This window comes from Propionicimonas paludicola, from assembly GCF_002563675.1.
Taxonomy (GTDB): domain Bacteria; phylum Actinomycetota; class Actinomycetes; order Propionibacteriales; family Propionibacteriaceae; genus Propionicimonas; species Propionicimonas paludicola.
On record NZ_PDJC01000001.1, the window covers coordinates 2863135 to 2880995 of the forward strand.

Sequence of the window (17861 nt, forward strand, 5' to 3'; positions counted from 1 at the left end):
GGCCGGACAGGTGTCCCCCGGGTTACGAGAGCACGGCCAGAAGTTGGCCTTAGCCCTTCCGGACTAGGCCTTTTGGACGGTCCCGCGGAACCGGCGGCTCACTTGGCCGGGACGTAGCCGGCGTCGGCAACCGCCTTGCTGCCATCGGCGCTGAGCAGCCAGGCCAACACCTTGCGGGCCGGGCTGTCGGCCGGCTCGTTGGCCCGGATCACCGCGAAGAAGTCGTTGGTGTAGGGGTAGCTGCCATCGGCGAGGGTCTCCTTGGTCGGCTGGACGCCACCCACGCCGAGCATCTTGATGCCGTCGACGGCGTACATGTTGGCCAGGTAGTAGTAGACGCTGTAGCCCAGTGCATTGCCGGAGTTGGCGTAGCTGGCCACTCCGTCGATGATCTCGCCCATCTCGCCGGAGATCCGATCGGCCGGGGCCTTGGCCAGCTTGGCGTCGCCGACCACGTACTTGCGGAACAGCGCCTGCGAGCCGGACGCCTCCGGACGCTGGTAGCCGATGATCGGCGCCTTCTTGCCGCCGACCTGCTTCCAGTTGGTGAGCTTGCCGGTGTAGATGTCCTTGTACTGGGCCGTGGTCAGAGACTTCACCGGGTTGGACGAGTTGGTGAAGAAGACCAGGGCGTCCCGCCCGATCGGGTGGTACTCCAGCTTGGTGCCGGACTCGGCGATCAGCCTCTTGGTCTCGGTGTCAGCCTCGTAGACCAGCAGCAGATCCGTCGACTGGTTGACCAGGTTCTGATAGGCCTGCGGAGTCCCGGTGGTCTTCACTGCGTTGTCGGCGATCGTGGCCGGCACCCCGGTGAGCCGCTGCGTCACCAGTGAGATCAGCGGAATGTTCGCCGTCGAGCCGTCGATCCGCGGTAGCCCGGCCAGCGCGAACGGGTAGCCGGGCGCCGGAGTGGCCGGCGGCGCAGATCCGGTCTGCTCCGGATCATCGCCGGGCGAGCTCACCGCTGCGGTGGCCGGACTAGCCGGTGGCGTTGCGGCGGACGAGGCCGCGCCCGAACCGGGGGTGCAGGCAGCCAGGCTCGCTGCGAGCAGGGCGGCAACCAGTGCCGCGGCGAAGGAGCGGGTGCGCATGTCAGTCTTCCAATCTGAGATAGCTGCTTTGCCGATAGAGCCAGGCACCGGACGCGTCCACGATGCCGGCGAACTTCGCCGTGGTGGCCTGGTAGTAGCGGGTCTCGCCGGCGGCCGGGTCGATCAACGGGCTCACTGAGGCCAAAGCCGTCGGGCCGTGGGCGTCGATGACCACCCCGGGACCGGTCTCGGACCCGCAGTGGACGAAGGCTGGGCCAGCCCCCGCGCAGACCGACCCCGGAATCGTCTCGATCGTGATCCCGGTGGTAAGGGCAAGGATCCGGTCATCGGAGTCCTCGTCGTTGGGCCGGGCCGAACCGAGGAAGCCGGCGCTGATCGCCCGCGAGAAGCCACTCGGCAGCGGCGAAGCGGTCCCTTCAGGAAGATTCACCAGTTGATCGTCGCCGACATCCGGGGAGAAGGTGCAGGCTCCGCCCGCGTCCGATTCGCAGGTGATCCCGCCGAGTCCTGGCGCGATCACCTCACGGCCGTCCGCGGTGAACAGTGCTTGCCCAGTCCCGCCGGTCACGAGGTAGCCGAGCACCGGGCCGTAATCAAAGCCGAACTCCGAGCCGAGGACCTCGTCGACCTGACTCCACGTCCCGGGCAGCTGCCGTCCGCTCTTGTCGATCAGAACGTAGTCCTCATCGCCGCGCTGGAGGACGGTCACGCCTCCACCGTCGTCGCGCACGTCCTCGGACGTCGGTGCGACCATCCAGTGTCCGTCGAGGTCGAGGAGTCCCACTTTGCCGCCGTCACGCTTCGTGCGTGCCGGCAATCGGGACTCCCCGGCAGCCAGCGAGCTCCCCCACGTGACCCAGCCGGGGTGTCGGACCTTCCGTCCGCTGTTCAGGTTGAGGAAGTACTCGCCCTTGGGCTCGGTGACGTTGATCAGGCCCGGACGCAGGCTGGTCAGCTGCCGACCCTTGATCGGCCGGATCAGCCACTTTCCGGTGGCCAGCTCGAGCAGGCCGTTCTGGACGTCCGCCTGGGTCGAGGCTTCGTCCAGGCCGTCATTGGTGGTGATCACGTAGCTCGGCCCCGCGCAGTCGCCACGTTCGGTGGGCAGCTTCGCCAGCCGCTTGCCGCTCAGGTCGAAAACCTCGCCGCGGGCATCGCCGCCACGGTTGGCGATCAGCAGGACCGGACGTCCGGAGTCGTCGGAGCAGTACTGGTAGGACTCGTAGCGCTGCGGGATGACCAGCTTGCCGGTGACATCGAGGAAGCCGTAGCGGGGGTAGGACTCCCGGTAGCCGGAGTAGTCGGTCACCGATACGTCGGTCTCCAGGGGCCACAGCATCGGCTTGCCGTCGCTGGCCGGCAGTGGCTGCGGGCCGGTGTACTCAGGCAGCGGCCGGAAGTCGTAGGGGCCGACAGTGGCCGAGCCGGACGAGCTGGACGCAGTGGTGGTCGGGCTGGACGTGGCCGAGCTCAGCGGGGTGGCTCCGGGCTGCTCGGTTCCCGGCTGTGGGGTCGGCCCCAAACCGCGATCCGGCCCGGCTACACAACCGGCCAGCAGCACCCCAACCAGCCCGATGCCCAGCACCGTCCGCAACCGCCTCCGCATGCGGCCATCATCCGCCCGTCGCCCACACCCCGCTGAGTTCTTGGGGTTGATTCACCTCATTCTCAGCCACCGCGACCCCGGAGATGGTTCGGAGGCTTCCACCCTTGTCAGCGCGAGTCTTGGGGGAAGGCACCGAAACAGACCAGCCCCACAGAAAGGGGACAGTCCCCATTTCTGTGGGGCGGCGCTTTTCCTGCGGAACGCAGAAGCGGACGGTCTCGCGACCGTCCGCTGTGCTAAGACGCCTCGTCGGACCGGCTTTATCGGAGCCGACCAGGCGTTCGGCTGCTCTCAGGACGCGAGAGCTGCCGGTTCCCAGGCTCGTCCACGCAATCGAGGAGCGAACCAACGATCCAGTTCGGCGGCAGTACCGCCGTCGGCGAAGCAGCCGGTGACACCATCTGCGGCTTCCTGGACGTCCGCGCACGCGTCGCCGACGGCGACCCCACGTCCGGCCCAGGTGAGCATCTCGATGTCATTGCGGCCATCGCCGATGGCCAGCACATCGGCGGCGGTGAAGCCCATCTCGGCGACGACTTCGGCCAGCGCCGAGGCCTTATTGACCCCCGCTGGTGCGATGTCGAGCCAGGCACTCCAGCCGACCGAATAGCTGACCCCGTGCAGCCCGAGCCGTCCGGCCAAGTCGATGAACTCGGCATCGGAAGACTCCGGATCGCGGACGATGATGCGAGTCACGTCCGACCCGGCCAGTTCATCGGTGCTGACTTCGACGATCTCCCCGGACAGATCCCCTTCGGGGAACTGTCGGGTGACCCGGTAGCCAACGCCGATCACCTCGGCCGCGATTGCTGCACGTGGATGTTCACGAAGCACCTTCTCGATCACGTCAGCCGGATCGAAGGTGCGTACTGTCAGCAACTCCAGCGGCGGGAACTGGACGATCACAGCGCCATTCGACGCGATCGCCGGCCCCGTCGGGAGCTCAAGCTGTTCGAACACCGGGCGCGTGGCATGCCAACTACGCCCCGTGGTGAGGACGACCGGAACCCCGGCCGCCGTGATTCGCCGAACCGATCGGCGCACATTTTCGGGTAGCACTCCCTCGTGATCGACGAGCGTCCCGTCGATATCGAGTGCTACCACTCGCGGCCTCCAAGCCGCCAGTTCACTCTTCTTCATCTTGATTCGAGAGTACCTGGTGGCTGTGACGCCCCCGTGAACCACAGATGAATCTTGCCTCCGCGAGCGGTCTGGCTCGGCCGGCCGCCGGCATCGCAGCGGCGAGGCTACATCTCCTCGTGGTAGGTGGGATCGGCGTCGAAGAGCCGTCCGTCCGGGCGGCTCAAGCCGCTGATGGCAGCCACCTGGGAGTCATCCAGTTCGAAGTCGAACACGGCCAGGTTCTCCGCCTGCCGCTGGGCGCCGGCCGCCTTGGGCAGCGGCACCGCACCCAACTGCACCTGCCAGCGCAGGACGACCTGGGCCGGCGTCCGGCCGACTGCGGCGGCGATGTCGGTGATCTCCGGGCTGGCCAGGACGTCGCCGCGACCCAGCGGGCTCCACGACTCGGTGATGATGCCGAGGTCGGCGTCCGCCTGGCGCTGCTCGGCCTGAGCGAACCGCGGGTGCAGCTCGACCTGGTTGACCGCCGGCACCACTCCGGTCTCGGCGATGATCCGCTGCAGGTGCTCGGGCAGGAAGTTGCTGACTCCGATCGAGCGGAGCAGGCCGTCGCGCTGCAGGTCGACCAGCGCCTGCCAGGCCTCGACGTAGCGGTCGGTGATCGGGTTGGGCCAGTGGATCAGGTACAGATCGATCTGCTCCACGCCGAGCCGGTACGCCGACTCGTGCGCGGCGTTGATGGCCTTGGCATAGGTGTGGTGCCGGCCGGGCAGCTTCGAGGTGATGGTGATCTCTTCGCGCGGGATCCCGGAGCGCCGGACGGCCTCGCCGACTGCGCCCTCGTTCTCGTAGTTCACGGCCGAGTCGATCAGCCGGTACCCGGCGTGCAGCCCGCTGACGATGGCGTCCACCCCGGGACGTCCGACCAGCGGATAGGTGCCGAGCCCGATCGCGGGCAGGAGGTGGCCGTCGTTCAGCGTATGGCTAGGGATCATGAGCAGACCCTAGCTCGGCAGCCGGGCCCCCTGCCAAGGGGGGATCAGCGGAACTTCGCCTTCAGCGCAGCCAGGTCGGCACTGCTCAGCCCGAGGCCGCTGCGCAGGTAGGCAGAGATGCTGCCGTACTTCTTCTTGGCGGCGTCGAGCCCTCCCTGCAGCGTGGACGCCGTCGTTCCCGAGGTGCGCAGGTACTCGCTCATCACCTGGGAGTCGCTGGCGCCGATGGCGTACATCACCATGGCCACCATCCAGCCGGTGCGGTCCTTGCCGGCCGTGCAGTGCACCAGCACCGTCCCCTTGGTCTTGGCGGCCGCGCGCAGCGCCTTGGCGAAGGCCGTCCGCCGCGCGGAGTCGGTGACATAGCGGGGGTAGACGGCATCGGAGTTGATCCCGATGCTCAGGTGGGTCACCTTGGGCAGCTTCGGGTCGGGGTACTTGGCGCGGACGCTGGTCGTGCGCAGATCGATGATCAACCCGCCGCGCAGTTCGAGGGCCAGCTTCAGTTTGTCGCGTTTGGTGGCGTCGACCAGTCGGGCGGTACGCAGCAGGGCGCCCTTCTTGAAGCCGTAGCGGGCCAGCGCATCGCGCTCGTTGGTGACCCCGGACAGGCTGATGCTGGACGGGTAGGTGAAGGTCTGGTTACCCAGGGACGAGGTGAACACCTGGCCCTTGGTGAAGCGCTGCAGGTGGCCGGTGCGTCCACTGATGGTCACCGAGGTCCGGGCCGCGGTCGGCTTGCCGAACTTCGCGGTGCCACCGGCCGCCTTCCAGGCGGTGTAGGTGCTGCCGGTGATGGTGTGGCCGCCGACCGTGGTGGACGCGGCCTGCGCCGGGCTCGGCGCGACCAGGCCCAGACCGAGAGTGAGGGCCAGCGCTCCGACCAGGGGCTTCAGTAGCGGCTTCATGTTGGCATTATCACCCCGACGCCCGGCCCGGCCGTGGCGAGCGAGCGTCCGCCGCAGCACAGACGCCACCGAAGATCACCCGGCCATCGAGACTCCGGTGGCGCTTGTGGCTCTTCGGTGGCGTCCGCGGGGGGCGGCCGGGACGAGTCGGATCAGCCGACGCGTCCGCCCAGGGTCAGCCCGATCAGCACCACGACGACCCCCATCACAGGCAGGGCGAGCGCGGCGGCGATCCGCGGCCAGCGGGATCCGGACCGGCGAGGGCTCCACGGGGCGACGACCGGATCGAGGTCATTCCCGGGCTTGACCACCTGCGGGATGGTGCCGATCACCAGCGCACCCACTCCGACCACCCAGCCGACCCACTTCTCCGTGACCAGCGCCGGGTTCGGCAGAAGGATGATCAGCGCGGGAGTCGCGGCGACAGCCACGGCGATCAGGATGCCGGCCACCACCCTCGAGCCGTCCCGAAGCATTCGCAGCAGCCAGACCGAGAGCGCGGCCACCAGAGCGAGGAGCACGATCACCCCCAGGATGAAGCCCCACCGCCAGACCATCGAGTCGCCGGTTCGAGAGCTGGCGATGCCGAGCACCATCACGCCGAGCAACTGGACGATACCCGGCAGCGCGCGGCGCAGCCGAGCGCCGGACGGTTCCTCCGCCTGGGCCAGCCCGAGCCCACGGGCATACTCGACCGGATCCCCGAAGGCATCGGCGACCGCGTCTCCGCTGTCCACGGCGTGTGCTTCCACTTCGGCCAAGACCGATCCGATGTCTCGTCCGGAGGCACCCTGCAGCCGCAGCTCGGTGACCAACCGTTCCACCCAGGCCGGCTCGGCATGCGGGGCCAGCTGTGCCCAACTGGGGGTGTGTGTCTTACTCATCGTGACTCCTCTGTGCTGAGATGACGCCGGCGGCGAGGTCTGTGAAGGCCAGCCAGCGTGCGGCGTGTGCGTCGAAGTGCTCGCGGCCCTTGGCCGAGAGCTGGTAGTACTTGCGGCCGGGTCCGCTGTCGCCCTGGCGCCAGTCGATGTCGACCAGCCCGGCCTGCTCGAACCGGCTGAGCAGTGGGTAGAGCGTCCCGCCCTTCACGGTGCCAAGCCCGACCGCCTGAAGGTCTTGGGCAATGGCGTAGCCATAGGTGCTGCCTCTGGAGATGACCGCAAGCACGCACAGCTCAAGAGCTCCGCGCAGCCACTCCACCGGCCAAGGTTCACTGTCCATAACTAGATGGTACGCCGATCTAGTTAGGCGCGCAACCTAGTGTCAGGGACGCAGGTACTCCAGCCCACCCAGGAACGGACGCAGGGCGGCCGGAATGTAGATCGAGCCATCGGCCTGCTGGTGGTTCTCCAGCAGCATGATGATCGTCCGAGTCATGGCGCACAGGGTGCCGTTCAGCGTGGCCACCGAGCGGACGCCCTCGCCGTCCCGCATCCGGATGTTCAGCCGACGGGCCTGGAACTCGGTGCAGTTCGAGGTGGAAGTGATCTCGCGATACTTGCCCTGAGTCGGCAGCCAGCCGTAGCAGTCGTACTTGCGGGCCGCGCTCAGGCCGAGGTCGCCGGCGGCCACCTCGAGCACCTGGAACGGGATCTCCAGCGACTCGATGAACTCCTTCTCGTAGCCGAGCAGCTTCTGGTGCTCGGCCTCGGCCTGGTCCGGATCGCAGTAGATGAACATCTCGGCCTTGTCGAACCAGTGCACCCGGAAGATGCCGCGGGTGTCCTTGCCGTACGAGCCGGCCTCACGCCGATAGCAGGGGCTGTAGCCGACGTAGTGGCGCGGCAGGGTGGCGGCGTCCAGGATCTCCTCGGAGTGCATCGCGGCCAGGGCCACCTCCGAGGTGCCGACCAGGTACAGGTCGTCGGCGGGCAGGTAGTAGACGTCCTGGGCGGCCTGGCCCAGGAAGCCGGTGCCCTCCATGGCCGACGGCTTGACCAGCGCCGGCGGGATCACCGGAGTGAAGCCCCAGCTCATGGCCTTGCTCATGGCCAGGTTCAGCAGGGCGAACTCCAGCTGAGCGCCGACTCCGGTCAGGAAGTAGAACCGCGAGCCGGAGACCTTGGCGCCGCGCTCCATGTCGATGGCGCCGAGCATCTCGCCCAGCTCCAGGTGATCGCGCGGGACGAAACCCTCCGCGGCGAAGTCACGCGGAGTGCCGATCGTCTCGACCACGACGAAGTCGTCCTCGCCACCGCGCGGGACATCGTCGAAGACCGGGTTCGGCAGTTGCTTGATCAGCTCGTCGAAGGTGGCGTTGTTGGCGTCGGCCACGGCCTGGGCCTGCTTCACCTCAGCGGAGAGCTCCTTGGTGCGGGCCAGCAGTGCAGCCTTGGCCTCGCCGGTGGCCTTGGCCACCTCCTTGCCCAGGTCCTTCTGCTCGGCGCGCAGCTTCTCGAAGGACGCGATCGCGGCCCGGCGAGCTTCGTCACTGGCGACCAGGGCGTCCACCAGGGCGGGAGACTCCCCGCGCGCAGCCTGGGCGCGGCGGAGCAGGTCAGGGTCGGTACGCAGCAGCTTCGGGTCGATCACGACCGAAATCCTATCGCCCGTCCTCATGACCGCCGGACGCCCTGCTGGCCGGTCAGTCGGCGCGAGCGAGGAGCGCCACAGCGCGGGCCAGCGCGGGCAGCCCGGCAGGCTCGGACGTACTGAGCGGCAAGTCGAGCTCGAAGCCCATGAACGCGGCCTCGACGAGCTCGGCGATCTCGTGGCTGCGCTCCTCGGCTACCCCTGAGCCCACCAAGTGCTGGCGGACGGCGTCCAGCCAGGTCTGATTCATGGCCGCGACTTCGTCCGCGTAGGGCTGTTGGCCGAACAGGCCAAGGGTGGAGGCCTCGACGTAGAGGCGCTCGCACTGCGCCTGGCGTTCGGTGGTGCGCAGCCGCCACTGATCCAGCACGGCCTCGTGCGGTGAGGCGGACGCGGGCAGTAACCGCAACTCCTGGGCCGAGCGCATCGCCGAGCATCGGATGATGTCGACGATGAGCTGTTCCTTGCTGCCGAAGTGGTAGATCAGCATCCGGTCGCTGGTGCCGATCGCCGCAGCGAGCGGCCGCAGGCTCAGCCCGACCAGGCCATGCCCGAGCACCCAGTCGGTTGCTCGCTCGGTCAGCTCTTCGCGTCGGGTGCTCATCTCGCCAATGAGTGTAGCGTCTGCTACAGTTCTGGACGTATGTAGCGACCGCTACATCAGACCAGGAGAGTTCCTCATGCCCATGGCGCTCGCATTGCTCACGCTTGCGATCCTTGTCGAAGTGGGTGCTACCGCTCTGCTTCCGAAGGCCGAGGGCTTCACCAACCCGGTCTGGACGGCCGTCGTCGCCGCGGGCTACCTGTTCGCCATCTGGCTGCTCACCATCGTCGTGAAGAAGATGGACGTCTCTATCGCCTACGCCATCTGGTCGGGGGTTGGCACCGCCGTCATCGCGATCGTCGGCTACTTCTGGCTCGGCGAGGCCATGGGCGCACTGAAGGTGGGCGGTATCGCCTTGATCATCCTTGGCGTCGTGGCGGTGAACATCGACACCGCGCACTAACGGCCCCGGACAGGCCGGCTAGCCCCCGTCCCCACAGGAAAGGGGACAGTCCCCTGTTCGGTGAGTCAGTCCTCAGGGTGAATCAGCGAGGCGTACCAGGCCCGGGCCGCGGCGAACTCCTCGTCGGTGAAACCGTCAGCGATGGCCGGACGCACCCCGTCCGCCCGGGGATAGGAGCCCAGGAACACCACGTCCGCGCAGATCCGGTGCAGGCCGAGCATGGCCTCGGCGACCCGCGGATCACGCAGATGGCCCTCGGCGTCGATGCTGAAGCAGTAGTTGCCCAGCCCGGTCTTGGTCGGACGCGACTCGATCCGGCTCAGGTTCACCCCACGGCTGGAGAACTGTTCAAGGATCTCCAGCAGCGCACCGGAGCGGTCGGCCCGCATGTAGGCCACCAGGGTGGTCTTGTCGGCCCCGGACCGGGCCGGCGGCTCGGTCGGCCGCGAGGCCAGGACGAAGCGAGTCACGGCGTCGGCGTTGTCGGCGATGCCGGTGGCCACCGGCTCCAGCCCATACAAGTCACCGGCCACCTGCGCACAGATGGCGGCGTCGTACTTCGAGGACGGATCGGAGACCTCCTCGGCGGCCGCAGCCGTCGAGCCACCCCCGGTGATCCGGGCCGCGGGCAAGAACTCATGCATCCAGCCGCGGCACTGTGCGGCCGCGTGCGGGTGGGTCAGCACCCGGCGGACGTCCTCGAGCCGAGTCCCCGGCCGGGCGCACAGGTTGAACTGCACCGGCAGCAACACCTCGCGCACGATGGTCAGCGGACGTCCGGAGGCCAGCGTGTCCAAGGTGACCGTGACTCCGCCTTCGACCGAGTTCTCGATCGGCACCAGCGCGGCCTCGACGACGCCTTCGCGCACCGCGTCCAGCGCCTCCCCGACGGTGGCAAACGGCATCGCAGGATCGGTGGAGAAGGTCAGCAAAGCCTGGTGGGTGAAGGTCCCCGCCGGTCCGAAGTATCCGAGCACCTGCTCAGCCTAACGGTCGGGGTTCTGGCACAGGCTCAGCAGAACCCGCCGCCGAGACTGCCGAAACCTTGATCGCCCGCGCCGATCCGGAGCGTCCCCGGCGAACGACGCGGCTCGCCCGCCTAGCCGGGTTCGATGCCGACCGGCGTGCGCAACTTGGCCGGCAGGATCCGTCCCAGCCAGCGCGGCAGTTGGTGGCCCCACGACCACCACCACTGGACGATCGCCACCAGCACCAGGATCTGGAAGGCCGAGCAGGCCCAATCTCGGACCACGCTGGATACCACCCGCATCGCCGGGCTGAACTCCACGGCCCGGCCGGTGACGTAGGCGGCGGCCAGCCAGAAGCCGCGTCCCATCATCAACAGGTCGAGCCGGCTGGCCGTCATCAGGCCGAGCGGCACCCAGGCGATCAGGTCGTACCAGGACAGCGTGTAGGGCGAGGAGACCAGCCAGGCCGTGGTCAGGATGGTCGCCGTCCGCACGGTGATGGTCAGCGGGTCGCGGCGCGGCTCGTCGTCGTCCGGGTTACCGGGGACCAGCCGCCAGGGCAGCACCCGGGAGAGCATCCAGCCGATGGCCACCATCAGCAGCCAGCCGATCAGCACCGTCACGGCCCAGGACGCGTCGTGCCCGATCACGAAGGACAGGGCGCCTTGGATCGGCGGCGCCCAGGAGCCGGACGAGATGTAGCCGGTGTTCCGGCTGGCCGCGGTCAGCGCCCGCGGCACCCAGACTCCGTAGGCCAGACCCAGCGGGATGGCCGCCCCGATGGCCAGCTGGAGCAGCTTGCGCCAGTCGCGGCGATAGCCCCAGATCATGGCCAGCCCGTAGAAGACCAGGGACACCTTCACCGCGCCGGCCAGGCCGATCGCGATGCCGGCCACGAACGGGCTTCGCCGAATGAACCACAGCCCCACGATGGCGAAGACCAGGGTGAGCGCCTCGTTGTGCGCTCCGGACAGCACCGACCAGATCATCAGCGGGTTGAGCACGGTGAACAGCACGGCGCGGGTCTGGGTGACCTTGTCGTCATGGGCGAGCTTGACCGCGATGGCGCCGATCACCAGGAACGGCAGCAGCGCCCACATCTGCAGCCAGAAGACGGTGTTGTGCATATTGCCGTTGCCGAGCCAGGCGGCCAGCCACTGCGAGGCGGACGCGATCGGTCCGTACACACTCGGAGTGTCCTGCCAGGGACGTTCGGTCCAGACCAGCAGCGGGTCGAACTCCTGGCGGAAGATCTCGGCCGGAGTGATCGAGTATGGATCCAGGCCAAGCACCTGGAGGCGTCCATAGGCGGCGTACATGAGCACGTCCGCCGAGGTCATCGGCGGCACCAGACTGGTGCCGATGCTGAGGACCGCGCCCAGGGCGAACAGCTTGCGGTTGTGCGGACGCCAACCGGCGTGAATCGCCCGCCAGCACACCCACAGCCCGACCAGGCCGAGAATCAGCCCGAGCCACAGCAGCGGGACGGCCACCCACTCGCTCAGCGTGACCCAGCCAGCCGGCAGGTACCACGGCGGCATCAGGTTGTCTCGAGGGCCCAGCCGCAGCGCCACCATGGACGGTCCGCAGGCAGCCACCCCGATGGCCAGCAGCGAGCTGGCCACGATCAAACCGAGCCCGACCCGATGGTTGCGCGACCAGGGTCCGTCAAGGAATGCGGGTACGGGAAGGAAGGCCGGGGCCCTACCCACCAGCTCGCCCACCGGCACCTCCATCCGCATCAGGTCTGCAGGCAGGCTACCGGCTGTCTCCAGGTCTCCGAAGCCGAGCCGGTGTCCTGGTATCGGACCGTTATTTCAGCAGCCGAGACAGCCGCCGGTCGGCCAGCGGTTTCCCACCGGTTTGGCAGCCGGGGCAGTACTGCAGCGACGAGTCGGCGAAGGACACCTCGGCGATGGTCGTCCCGCAGACCTCGCAGGGCTGGCCGGTGCGTCCGTGGACCCGCAGGTTCGTCCGCTTCGCGTCCTTGAGTTCGTAGGCGGCCAGGCCCTCACTGCGGGCGATCGCCGACGTCAGCTCGGAGTTGATCGCTTGGTAGAGCCGGCTCAGCTCGTCCGGGCTGAGCGCATTGGACGGCTTGAAGGGGCTGAGCTTGGCGGCATGCAGGATCTCGTCGGAGTAGGCGTTGCCGATGCCGGCCAGCACTCTCTGGTCACGCAGCACTCCCTTGAGCTGGGCGCGGCCAGCCGTGGCGAGGATCTGCGCGAGGGCGTCCTGATCGAACTCGGTGGCCAGCGGATCCGGGCCGAGCCCGGCGATCCCGGGCACTTGCGCCGGGTCGGTGACCAGGTAGACGGCCAGCCGCTTCTGAGTGCCGGCCTCGGTCAGGTCGAAGCCGGTGCCGTCCGCGAAAGCCACCCGCAGCGCCAGCGGCCCCTTGCCCGGCCGGGCCGGAGTCTCCGGCAGTTGCTTGCGCCACGTCAGCCAGCCGGCCCGGGCCAGATGCCAGATCAGCCACAGGCCGCCGGCCTCCAGGCACAGGAACTTGCCGTGCCGGGCCACCTGCTCGACCTCGAGCCCAGCCAGGGCGGTCAGCGGCGGCGCATAGGTCTTCAGACTGGCGAAAGAGACCGGCTCGACCCGGGCGATGGTCTTGCCGAGGCAGGACTCACTGAGGAACCTCCGCAGTGACTCGACCTCGGGCAGCTCAGGCACGGCGACGCTCCGGGACGGACGGCCAGGCCGGCTCGGGCACCTCCAGAGCCTCCTCGATCAGCTCCAGATAGTCGTTGCGGTCGATCTCGATCACGCCGAGGCTGGCCAGGTGCGGGGTCAGCCACTGGGTGTCAATCACCCGCTCCTGGGCGTGGCCGTCGGTCAGCAGCTGGACCAGCCGAAGCAGGGCCACCTTGGACGCGTCCCGGCCGAGCTCGGGGTCGTGGAACATCGACTCCCCGGCGAACAGGCCACCCAGCGAGATGCCGTAGAGGCCGCCGACCAGGCGTCCGGACGAGTCCCAGGTCTCGACCGAATGGACGTAGCCACTCCGGTGCAGTTCCAGGTAGACCCGGCGGATGTCTTCGTCGATCCAGCCGAAGGGACGCCGCGGGTCGGCGCAGCCGGCCAGCACGGCCTCGAAGTCCTGGTCGATGGTGGTCGTGTAGTGCCGCGCGGACTTCCGCAGCGAGCGGGTCACCCTCAGCCCGTCCGGCAGCAGGATCCCCCTGCGCAAGGGCGACCACCAGCCCATATTGCCGAAATCGGTGGCGTGCAGCGCCATCGGGAAGACCCCACAGCGATAGGCCTGCAAGACCAACTCCTGGTCGAACTCCCTGGAGAAGGCGATCAGGTCCTGAGCAGGCCATTCACTGGGCGGTCCGAACATGCCCAGACGTGCCATGTTCCGATTCTGCCAGTCCTTTCCGTTGCCAAGCCGCTCACCGTGCGGACGTTCACACGGCATTTCCCCTCATCATCTAGTGCAGCACTGACATAACCTGATTCGCATGAGTCGACGACGGGTACTCCTGCTGCTCGCCATCGTCGTGGTGGCCGGGCTGTTGCTGGGCTTCATCGTCGGTTGGGCAGCCATCCGTCCCTGAGCGCGAGCCAGTCCTGAGCCTGTCCAGGGGAACCCCAAGGCCGGGCGAGCGCGACCAACCCGTCCCCACCCGAGCTCCGACGAGTTCAGCCGGCCGATCTTCAGACTTCGTCTCCGGGGATGGGTTCAGGGTCGTCCTGGGGATCGAACCGAGGCGCACGGCGCCACAACGCGCCTACGCTGGTGGAGCGGCTAGCGGAAGGCATCGGATGGCGACCCCCACCGAAATCGGAAAGCAACTGGTGACTCGGACCCCCGAGGTGGCCGGCGGTCTGCTGCGCACCATCGTCGATTTCGCGATCGACGGCAGCTTCTCCTTCCCCGGCGCCAAGGCGGCCGCGGCGAAGGCGCTGGAGGCCAAGACCGACCGCGAGCAGGCCATCGACTCCCTGGTCGTCCAGCATGTCGGAGTGGCCTCGGCCCAGGGCTTCGTGACCAGCGTCGGCGGGCTGATCACTCTGCCGGTCGGGCTCCCGGCCAACATCGCGGGGATGGCGACTCTGAGCGTCCGAATGATCGCCGCCATCGCCCACCTGCGCGGCTACGACGTGGACGACCCGCGCGTGCGGACCGCGATCACCCTGCTGCTGCTCGGCGAGGACGAGGTCCGCAAGCTGGTCGACAAGGGCGCATTGCCCACCCGTCCGCTGGCCATCGCCACGGCTCCGGTCTTCGACGCCTCGCTGGATCGCCTGGTCTCGGAGAAGGTCATGGGCTCACTGGCCGGACGCCTGGGCGGCAAGCATCTGGCCGTGGTGATCGTCCGCCGAATCCCGCTGATCGGCGGTGGCGTCGGCGCGGCCGTCGACGGGCTGCTGACCTTCGGGCTGGCCGCCTACAGCAAGCGTGAGTTCGTGGCCCGGCAGCAGCTGACCCGCGGCACCGCCGAGTAGCGCCGCCGAAGAGGGCACGATTCGTGGAGACACCACTGAACCGCAGGGACAGTGACCCCCGCCGAACCTCGGGGACGGTTCCTATTCCGTACCAAACTCGACCCCACTACGGGGTGGTACGAATAGGAACCGTCCCCATTTCGTACCGGGAATGAACTCCGCCGACCGAGAGTTGGTTGAAGCGTGAAGCACATTGGGTTCATATCGTTCGGTCACTGGACGCCGTCGGTCCACTCGCAGGTGCGCTCGGCCTCGGACGCCTTGCTGCAGTCGATCGACCTGGCGGTCGCCGCTGAGGAGCTCGGCGCGGACGGCGCCTACTTCCGGGTGCACCACTTCGCCCGGCAGCTCGGTTCGCCGTTCCCGCTGCTGGCCGCGATCGGCGCCAAGACGTCCAAGATCGAAATCGGCACCGGCGTGATCGACATGCGCTACGAGAACCCGCTGTACATGGCCGAGGACGCCGGCGCAGCCGACCTGATCTCGGCCGGCCGACTTCAGCTCGGCATCAGCCGGGGATCGCCCGAGCAGGTTGTCGAGGGCTACCGGTACTTCGGCTACGAGCCGGCCGAGGGCAGCACGGACGCCGAGATGGCCCGCACCCACACCGACGTCTTCCTCGAGGTGCTGAAGGGCGAGGGCTTCGCCCAGCCCAACCCGCGTCCGATGTTCCCGAACCCGCCGGGCCTGCTGCGCATCGAGCCGCACTCGCCGGGGCTGCGTCAGCGGATCTGGTGGGGCGCCGGCACCCGGGCCACCGCCGAATGGACCGCGCAGAAGGGGATGAACCTGATGAGTTCGACCCTGCTCACCGAGGACACCGGGGTGCCGTTCCACCAGCTGCAGGCCGAACAGATCCAGCGCTTCCGGGACGCGTGGGCGTCCGCCGGGCACGACTGGACGCCGCGAGTCTCGGTCAGCCGCAGCATCTTCCCGCTGGTGGACGAGCGCGACCACGCCTACTTCGGTGGCCAGGGCGACGACCAGGATCAGGTCGGCTACCTCGACGGCGGCAGCGCCCGATTCGGACGCTCCTACGCGGCCGAGCCGGACAAGCTGATCGAGGAGCTGGCTGAGGATGAGGCGATCGCCGCGGCGGACACGCTGCTGCTGACCGTCCCGAACCAGCTGGGCGTGGACTACAACGCCCACGTCCTGGAGTCACTGCTCACCCACGTGGCGCCGGCCCTCGGCTGGCGCTGAGCGAACGTCGGGGTCGGTATCGCCGGCCCCGACTCAGCTGACGAAGGCGCGTCCCACCCGAGGCGTGATCAGGCAGGTGACCTCGTAGGGGATCGTCCCCATCCGGACGGCGAGCTCGGCGGTGGTGATCTCCTCATCGCCGTCGCGGCCGAGGATGGTGACCACGTCACCGACCTGATCGGTGGCGTCCGGGCCGAGATCAATCATCACCTGATCCATGCAGATCCGTCCGGCCACCTCGCAGCTGCGTCCGTTGACCAGCATCCGCGCGTTGTTGGAGAAGCGGCGGTTGTAGCCGTCGGCATAGCCGATGGGGACGGTGCCGATCCAGGTGTCATGCGGGGCCGTCCAGGCGCGGCTGTAACCGACCGTTTCGCCGGCCGCGATCTTCTTGACGAAGGTCAGCGTGCTGCGCCATTCCAGGGTCGGCAGCAACGGGACGCTTCGGGGCGACAGCGGGTCGGGGTAGTCGCCGTAGGCGATGATTCCGGGCCTGACCAGGTCGAACCAGGCCTCCGGGTAGGTCAGGACGGCACCGGACGCGGCCAGGTGCTTGATCAGCGGGCCGACCGCCGTCTCCACCTCGGCCGCGGTCGTGGCGAACAGCGCGATCTGGCCGCGAGTGAACTCCTCGCCGACCGGGACGTCTGAGATCGGCAGGTGCGACATGATGCCTACCAGCTTCAGCCCGGGTGCTGCGACGGCCTGCTGGGCCAGCTCGACGGCCTGCTCGGGCGGGCAGCCGATCCGGCGCATGCCGGTGTCGACCTTTAGGTGGACGCTGATCGTCTTGCCCTGGGCGGACGCGGCAGCGGACGCTTCCGCGATCGACTCGGCGTCGACCACGACCAGGCTGAGGTCGGCGGCGACCGCGTCGGCCACCTCGTCCCCGCGGGCCATCGAGAGCTTGAGGATCGGCAGCGTGATGCCCGCCTCGCGCAGAGTGATGCCCTCGCTGACCGTGGCCACGCCGAGCCACTCGGCCGCACCGGTGCGCTCCAGGAGCCGGGACACCTCGACGGCGCCGTGGCCGTAGGCGTCCGCCTTGACCGCGACCAGCAACTGACGGCCGCCGACGTGCTGACGGATGGCGTTCAGATTGGCGACGATGTGGTCGCCGCGGGTGGTGGCGACGCTGGGCGCGGGACGGGGGCTCATGCGTCCGCTCCGGTGGCGACCGGACGGCCCGGATCGGCCGACCACCCCGACCAGGACGGCGGGTAGAGCTTGGCGTTCACGCCGAGGCTGGCCAGAGCCAGCAGGCTCTGCGCGGCCGAGACTCCGGATCCGCAGTAGACCGCGATCGGACGGGTGCCGGCATAGACCTCGGCCGGCAGGTCGAGGGCCTCGAGCAGGGCGTCCGGCTCAGGAAGAAGGCCCTTGTCATCCCACAGTTTGCCGACCGGACGGTTGATGGCGCCGGGCACGTGGCCGGCCTTGGCGTCGATCGGCTCGACCTCGCCGCGGTAGCGCTCGCCGGCCCGGACATCGACCACGATCCCGTCGAAGTCGGCCAGCTCGTCTGCGGTCAGGGTGGGCAGGTGGCCCAGGGTGAGCTGCAGCTGGGTGGGCGCGACCGGCGTGGCCTCGCCTTCGCGCAGGAAGGCGTCCGCGGCCAGCCAGGCGGTGATCCCGCCGTCGAGGACGCGCACCGTCAGCCCGGCCCAGGACAGCACCCACCAGGCGCGGCCGGCTGCGAAGCTGCCCGGCTCGTCGTAGACGATGATTTCGCGGGCCGGATCGATGCCCAGTGCGCCGAGGCCGTCGGCCAGGCGTTGGGCGTCCGGCAAGGGGTGACGACCGAGCGTGGGGTCGTCGGTCGGACCGGTCAGCACCTGCTCGAGATCGAGGAATCGGGCCGGCGGCAGGTGCCCCTCAAGGAACCGCTGATAGCCGGCGCCGTGCGGCTCGCCGAGCTTCCAGCGGACGTCGAGCACCTGGGCACCGTCGTTCACCGCATCGGGCAGGTCGTTGACGCTGATCAGCACATCACTACGCGAACTCACCCCTGCAGCCTAGAACCCGGCTCCCGCCACCTCGGGGACGGTT

The 17861-nt window shown here is 68.6% G+C and carries 18 protein-coding genes; 3 read left to right on the forward strand and 15 right to left on the reverse strand.

The features are described from left to right. Positions 1–98: 98 nt before the first annotated feature. From ATK74_RS13215 to ATK74_RS13255, 9 genes are all read right to left on the reverse strand, one after another. Positions 99–1091: a PstS family phosphate ABC transporter substrate-binding protein gene (locus tag ATK74_RS13215; RefSeq protein ID WP_098461476.1), complete on the reverse strand. Its 993-nt coding sequence runs from the start codon at positions 1089–1091 to the stop codon at positions 99–101. Position 1092: 1 nt separating this feature from the next. Then, positions 1093–2658, reverse strand: a complete 1566-nt coding sequence (locus tag ATK74_RS13220; protein ID WP_143483678.1) for a hypothetical protein — start codon at positions 2656–2658, stop codon at positions 1093–1095. A gap of 291 nt (positions 2659–2949) precedes the next feature. Continuing rightward, positions 2950–3762: an HAD family hydrolase gene (locus tag ATK74_RS13225; protein ID WP_211283382.1), complete on the reverse strand. Its 813-nt coding sequence runs from the start codon at positions 3760–3762 to the stop codon at positions 2950–2952. Between the two features lie 143 nt (positions 3763–3905). After that, on the reverse strand, positions 3906–4736 hold the full coding sequence (locus ATK74_RS13230; RefSeq protein WP_098461479.1) for an aldo/keto reductase: 831 nt from the start codon (positions 4734–4736) through the stop codon (positions 3906–3908). 44 nt (positions 4737–4780) lie between these two features. After that, positions 4781–5644 carry a tyrosine-protein phosphatase gene (locus ATK74_RS13235; protein ID WP_098461480.1) on the reverse strand — a complete coding sequence of 288 codons (864 nt, stop codon included), beginning with the start codon at positions 5642–5644 and terminating at the stop codon, positions 4781–4783. 152 nt (positions 5645–5796) lie between these two features. Beyond that, positions 5797–6528 (reverse strand): hypothetical protein, encoded by a 732-nt coding sequence (locus ATK74_RS13240; RefSeq protein ID WP_098461481.1) that lies wholly within the window; start codon positions 6526–6528, stop codon positions 5797–5799. After that, positions 6521–6868, reverse strand: a complete 348-nt coding sequence (locus tag ATK74_RS13245; RefSeq protein WP_098461482.1) for a PadR family transcriptional regulator — start codon at positions 6866–6868, stop codon at positions 6521–6523. The genes ATK74_RS13240 and ATK74_RS13245 overlap by 8 nt, the downstream gene beginning before the upstream one ends. Before the next feature lie 42 nt (positions 6869–6910). Then, positions 6911–8179: a serine--tRNA ligase gene (serS, locus tag ATK74_RS13250; protein WP_098461483.1), complete on the reverse strand. Its 1269-nt coding sequence runs from the start codon at positions 8177–8179 to the stop codon at positions 6911–6913. A 52-nt stretch (positions 8180–8231) separates the two neighbouring features. Next, positions 8232–8783: a TetR/AcrR family transcriptional regulator gene (locus ATK74_RS13255; protein WP_098461484.1), complete on the reverse strand. Its 552-nt coding sequence runs from the start codon at positions 8781–8783 to the stop codon at positions 8232–8234. Positions 8784–8859: 76 nt separating this feature from the next. On the opposite strand from ATK74_RS13255, the gene ATK74_RS13260 reads away from it, so the two are divergent. Continuing rightward, positions 8860–9186 carry a DMT family transporter gene (locus ATK74_RS13260; protein WP_245840938.1) on the forward strand — a complete coding sequence of 109 codons (327 nt, stop codon included), beginning with the start codon at positions 8860–8862 and terminating at the stop codon, positions 9184–9186. 65 nt (positions 9187–9251) lie between these two features. Here ATK74_RS13260 and pheA read toward each other — a convergent pair whose 3' ends face one another. The 4 genes from pheA to aat all read right to left on the reverse strand — a co-directional run bounded on the left by pheA (position 9252) and on the right by aat (position 13515). Beyond that, positions 9252–10163 carry a prephenate dehydratase gene (pheA, locus tag ATK74_RS13265; protein WP_098461485.1) on the reverse strand — a complete coding sequence of 304 codons (912 nt, stop codon included), beginning with the start codon at positions 10161–10163 and terminating at the stop codon, positions 9252–9254. Positions 10164–10285: 122 nt separating this feature from the next. Next, a complete protein-coding gene (mptB, locus tag ATK74_RS13270; protein ID WP_211283383.1) occupies positions 10286–11896 on the reverse strand; it encodes a polyprenol phosphomannose-dependent alpha 1,6 mannosyltransferase MptB in 1611 nt (536 codons plus the stop codon). A gap of 70 nt (positions 11897–11966) precedes the next feature. Beyond that, complete coding sequence (locus ATK74_RS13275) at positions 11967–12830, reverse strand: Fpg/Nei family DNA glycosylase (protein ID WP_098461486.1); 864 nt, start codon at positions 12828–12830, stop codon at positions 11967–11969. Next, positions 12823–13515, reverse strand: coding sequence for a leucyl/phenylalanyl-tRNA--protein transferase (gene aat / locus ATK74_RS13280; protein ID WP_098461487.1), 693 nt, complete (start codon positions 13513–13515; stop codon positions 12823–12825). Before aat ends, ATK74_RS13275 begins: the two co-directional genes overlap by 8 nt. 410 nt (positions 13516–13925) lie before the next feature. On the opposite strand from aat, the gene ATK74_RS13285 reads away from it, so the two are divergent. Further along, positions 13926–14609, forward strand: a complete 684-nt coding sequence (locus ATK74_RS13285) for an EcsC family protein (RefSeq protein ID WP_098461488.1) — start codon at positions 13926–13928, stop codon at positions 14607–14609. Positions 14610–14792: 183 nt separating this feature from the next. Next, positions 14793–15812, forward strand: a complete 1020-nt coding sequence (locus tag ATK74_RS13290; protein WP_098461489.1) for an LLM class flavin-dependent oxidoreductase — start codon at positions 14793–14795, stop codon at positions 15810–15812. Between the two features lie 33 nt (positions 15813–15845). On the opposite strand, the gene alr is transcribed toward ATK74_RS13290, so the two are convergent. Both alr and ATK74_RS13300 read right to left on the reverse strand, forming a co-directional pair. After that, entirely contained in the window at positions 15846–16970 is a 1125-nt protein-coding gene (gene alr, locus ATK74_RS13295; protein ID WP_098461490.1) for an alanine racemase, read from the reverse strand. After that, complete coding sequence (locus tag ATK74_RS13300; RefSeq protein ID WP_098461491.1) at positions 16967–17818, reverse strand: sulfurtransferase; 852 nt, start codon at positions 17816–17818, stop codon at positions 16967–16969. Before ATK74_RS13300 ends, alr begins: the two co-directional genes overlap by 4 nt. Positions 17819–17861 lie beyond the last annotated feature (43 nt).

Excerpts from the sequence above, each read along its gene's own strand:
- ATK74_RS13215 (WP_098461476.1), bottom strand. The coding sequence starts at position 1,091 with ATGCGCACCCGCTCCTTCGCCGCGGCACTGGTTGCCGCCCTGCTCGCA.
- ATK74_RS13220 (WP_143483678.1), bottom strand. The coding sequence starts at position 2,658 with ATGCGGAGGCGGTTGCGGACGGTGCTGGGCATCGGGCTGGTTGGGGTG.
- ATK74_RS13230 (WP_098461479.1), bottom strand. The coding sequence starts at position 4,736 with ATGATCCCTAGCCATACGCTGAACGACGGCCACCTCCTGCCCGCGATC.
- ATK74_RS13235 (WP_098461480.1), bottom strand. The coding sequence starts at position 5,644 with ATGAAGCCGCTACTGAAGCCCCTGGTCGGAGCGCTGGCCCTCACTCTC.
- ATK74_RS13240 (WP_098461481.1), bottom strand. The coding sequence starts at position 6,528 with ATGAGTAAGACACACACCCCCAGTTGGGCACAGCTGGCCCCGCATGCC.
- ATK74_RS13245 (WP_098461482.1), bottom strand. The coding sequence starts at position 6,868 with ATGGACAGTGAACCTTGGCCGGTGGAGTGGCTGCGCGGAGCTCTTGAG.
- ATK74_RS13255 (WP_098461484.1), bottom strand. The coding sequence starts at position 8,783 with ATGAGCACCCGACGCGAAGAGCTGACCGAGCGAGCAACCGACTGGGTG.
- ATK74_RS13260 (WP_245840938.1), top strand. The coding sequence starts at position 8,860 with ATGCCCATGGCGCTCGCATTGCTCACGCTTGCGATCCTTGTCGAAGTG.
- mptB (WP_211283383.1), bottom strand. The coding sequence starts at position 11,896 with ATGCGGATGGAGGTGCCGGTGGGCGAGCTGGTGGGTAGGGCCCCGGCC.
- aat (WP_098461487.1), bottom strand. The coding sequence starts at position 13,515 with ATGGCACGTCTGGGCATGTTCGGACCGCCCAGTGAATGGCCTGCTCAG.
- ATK74_RS13285 (WP_098461488.1), top strand. The coding sequence starts at position 13,926 with ATGGCGACCCCCACCGAAATCGGAAAGCAACTGGTGACTCGGACCCCC.
- alr (WP_098461490.1), bottom strand. The coding sequence starts at position 16,970 with ATGAGCCCCCGTCCCGCGCCCAGCGTCGCCACCACCCGCGGCGACCAC.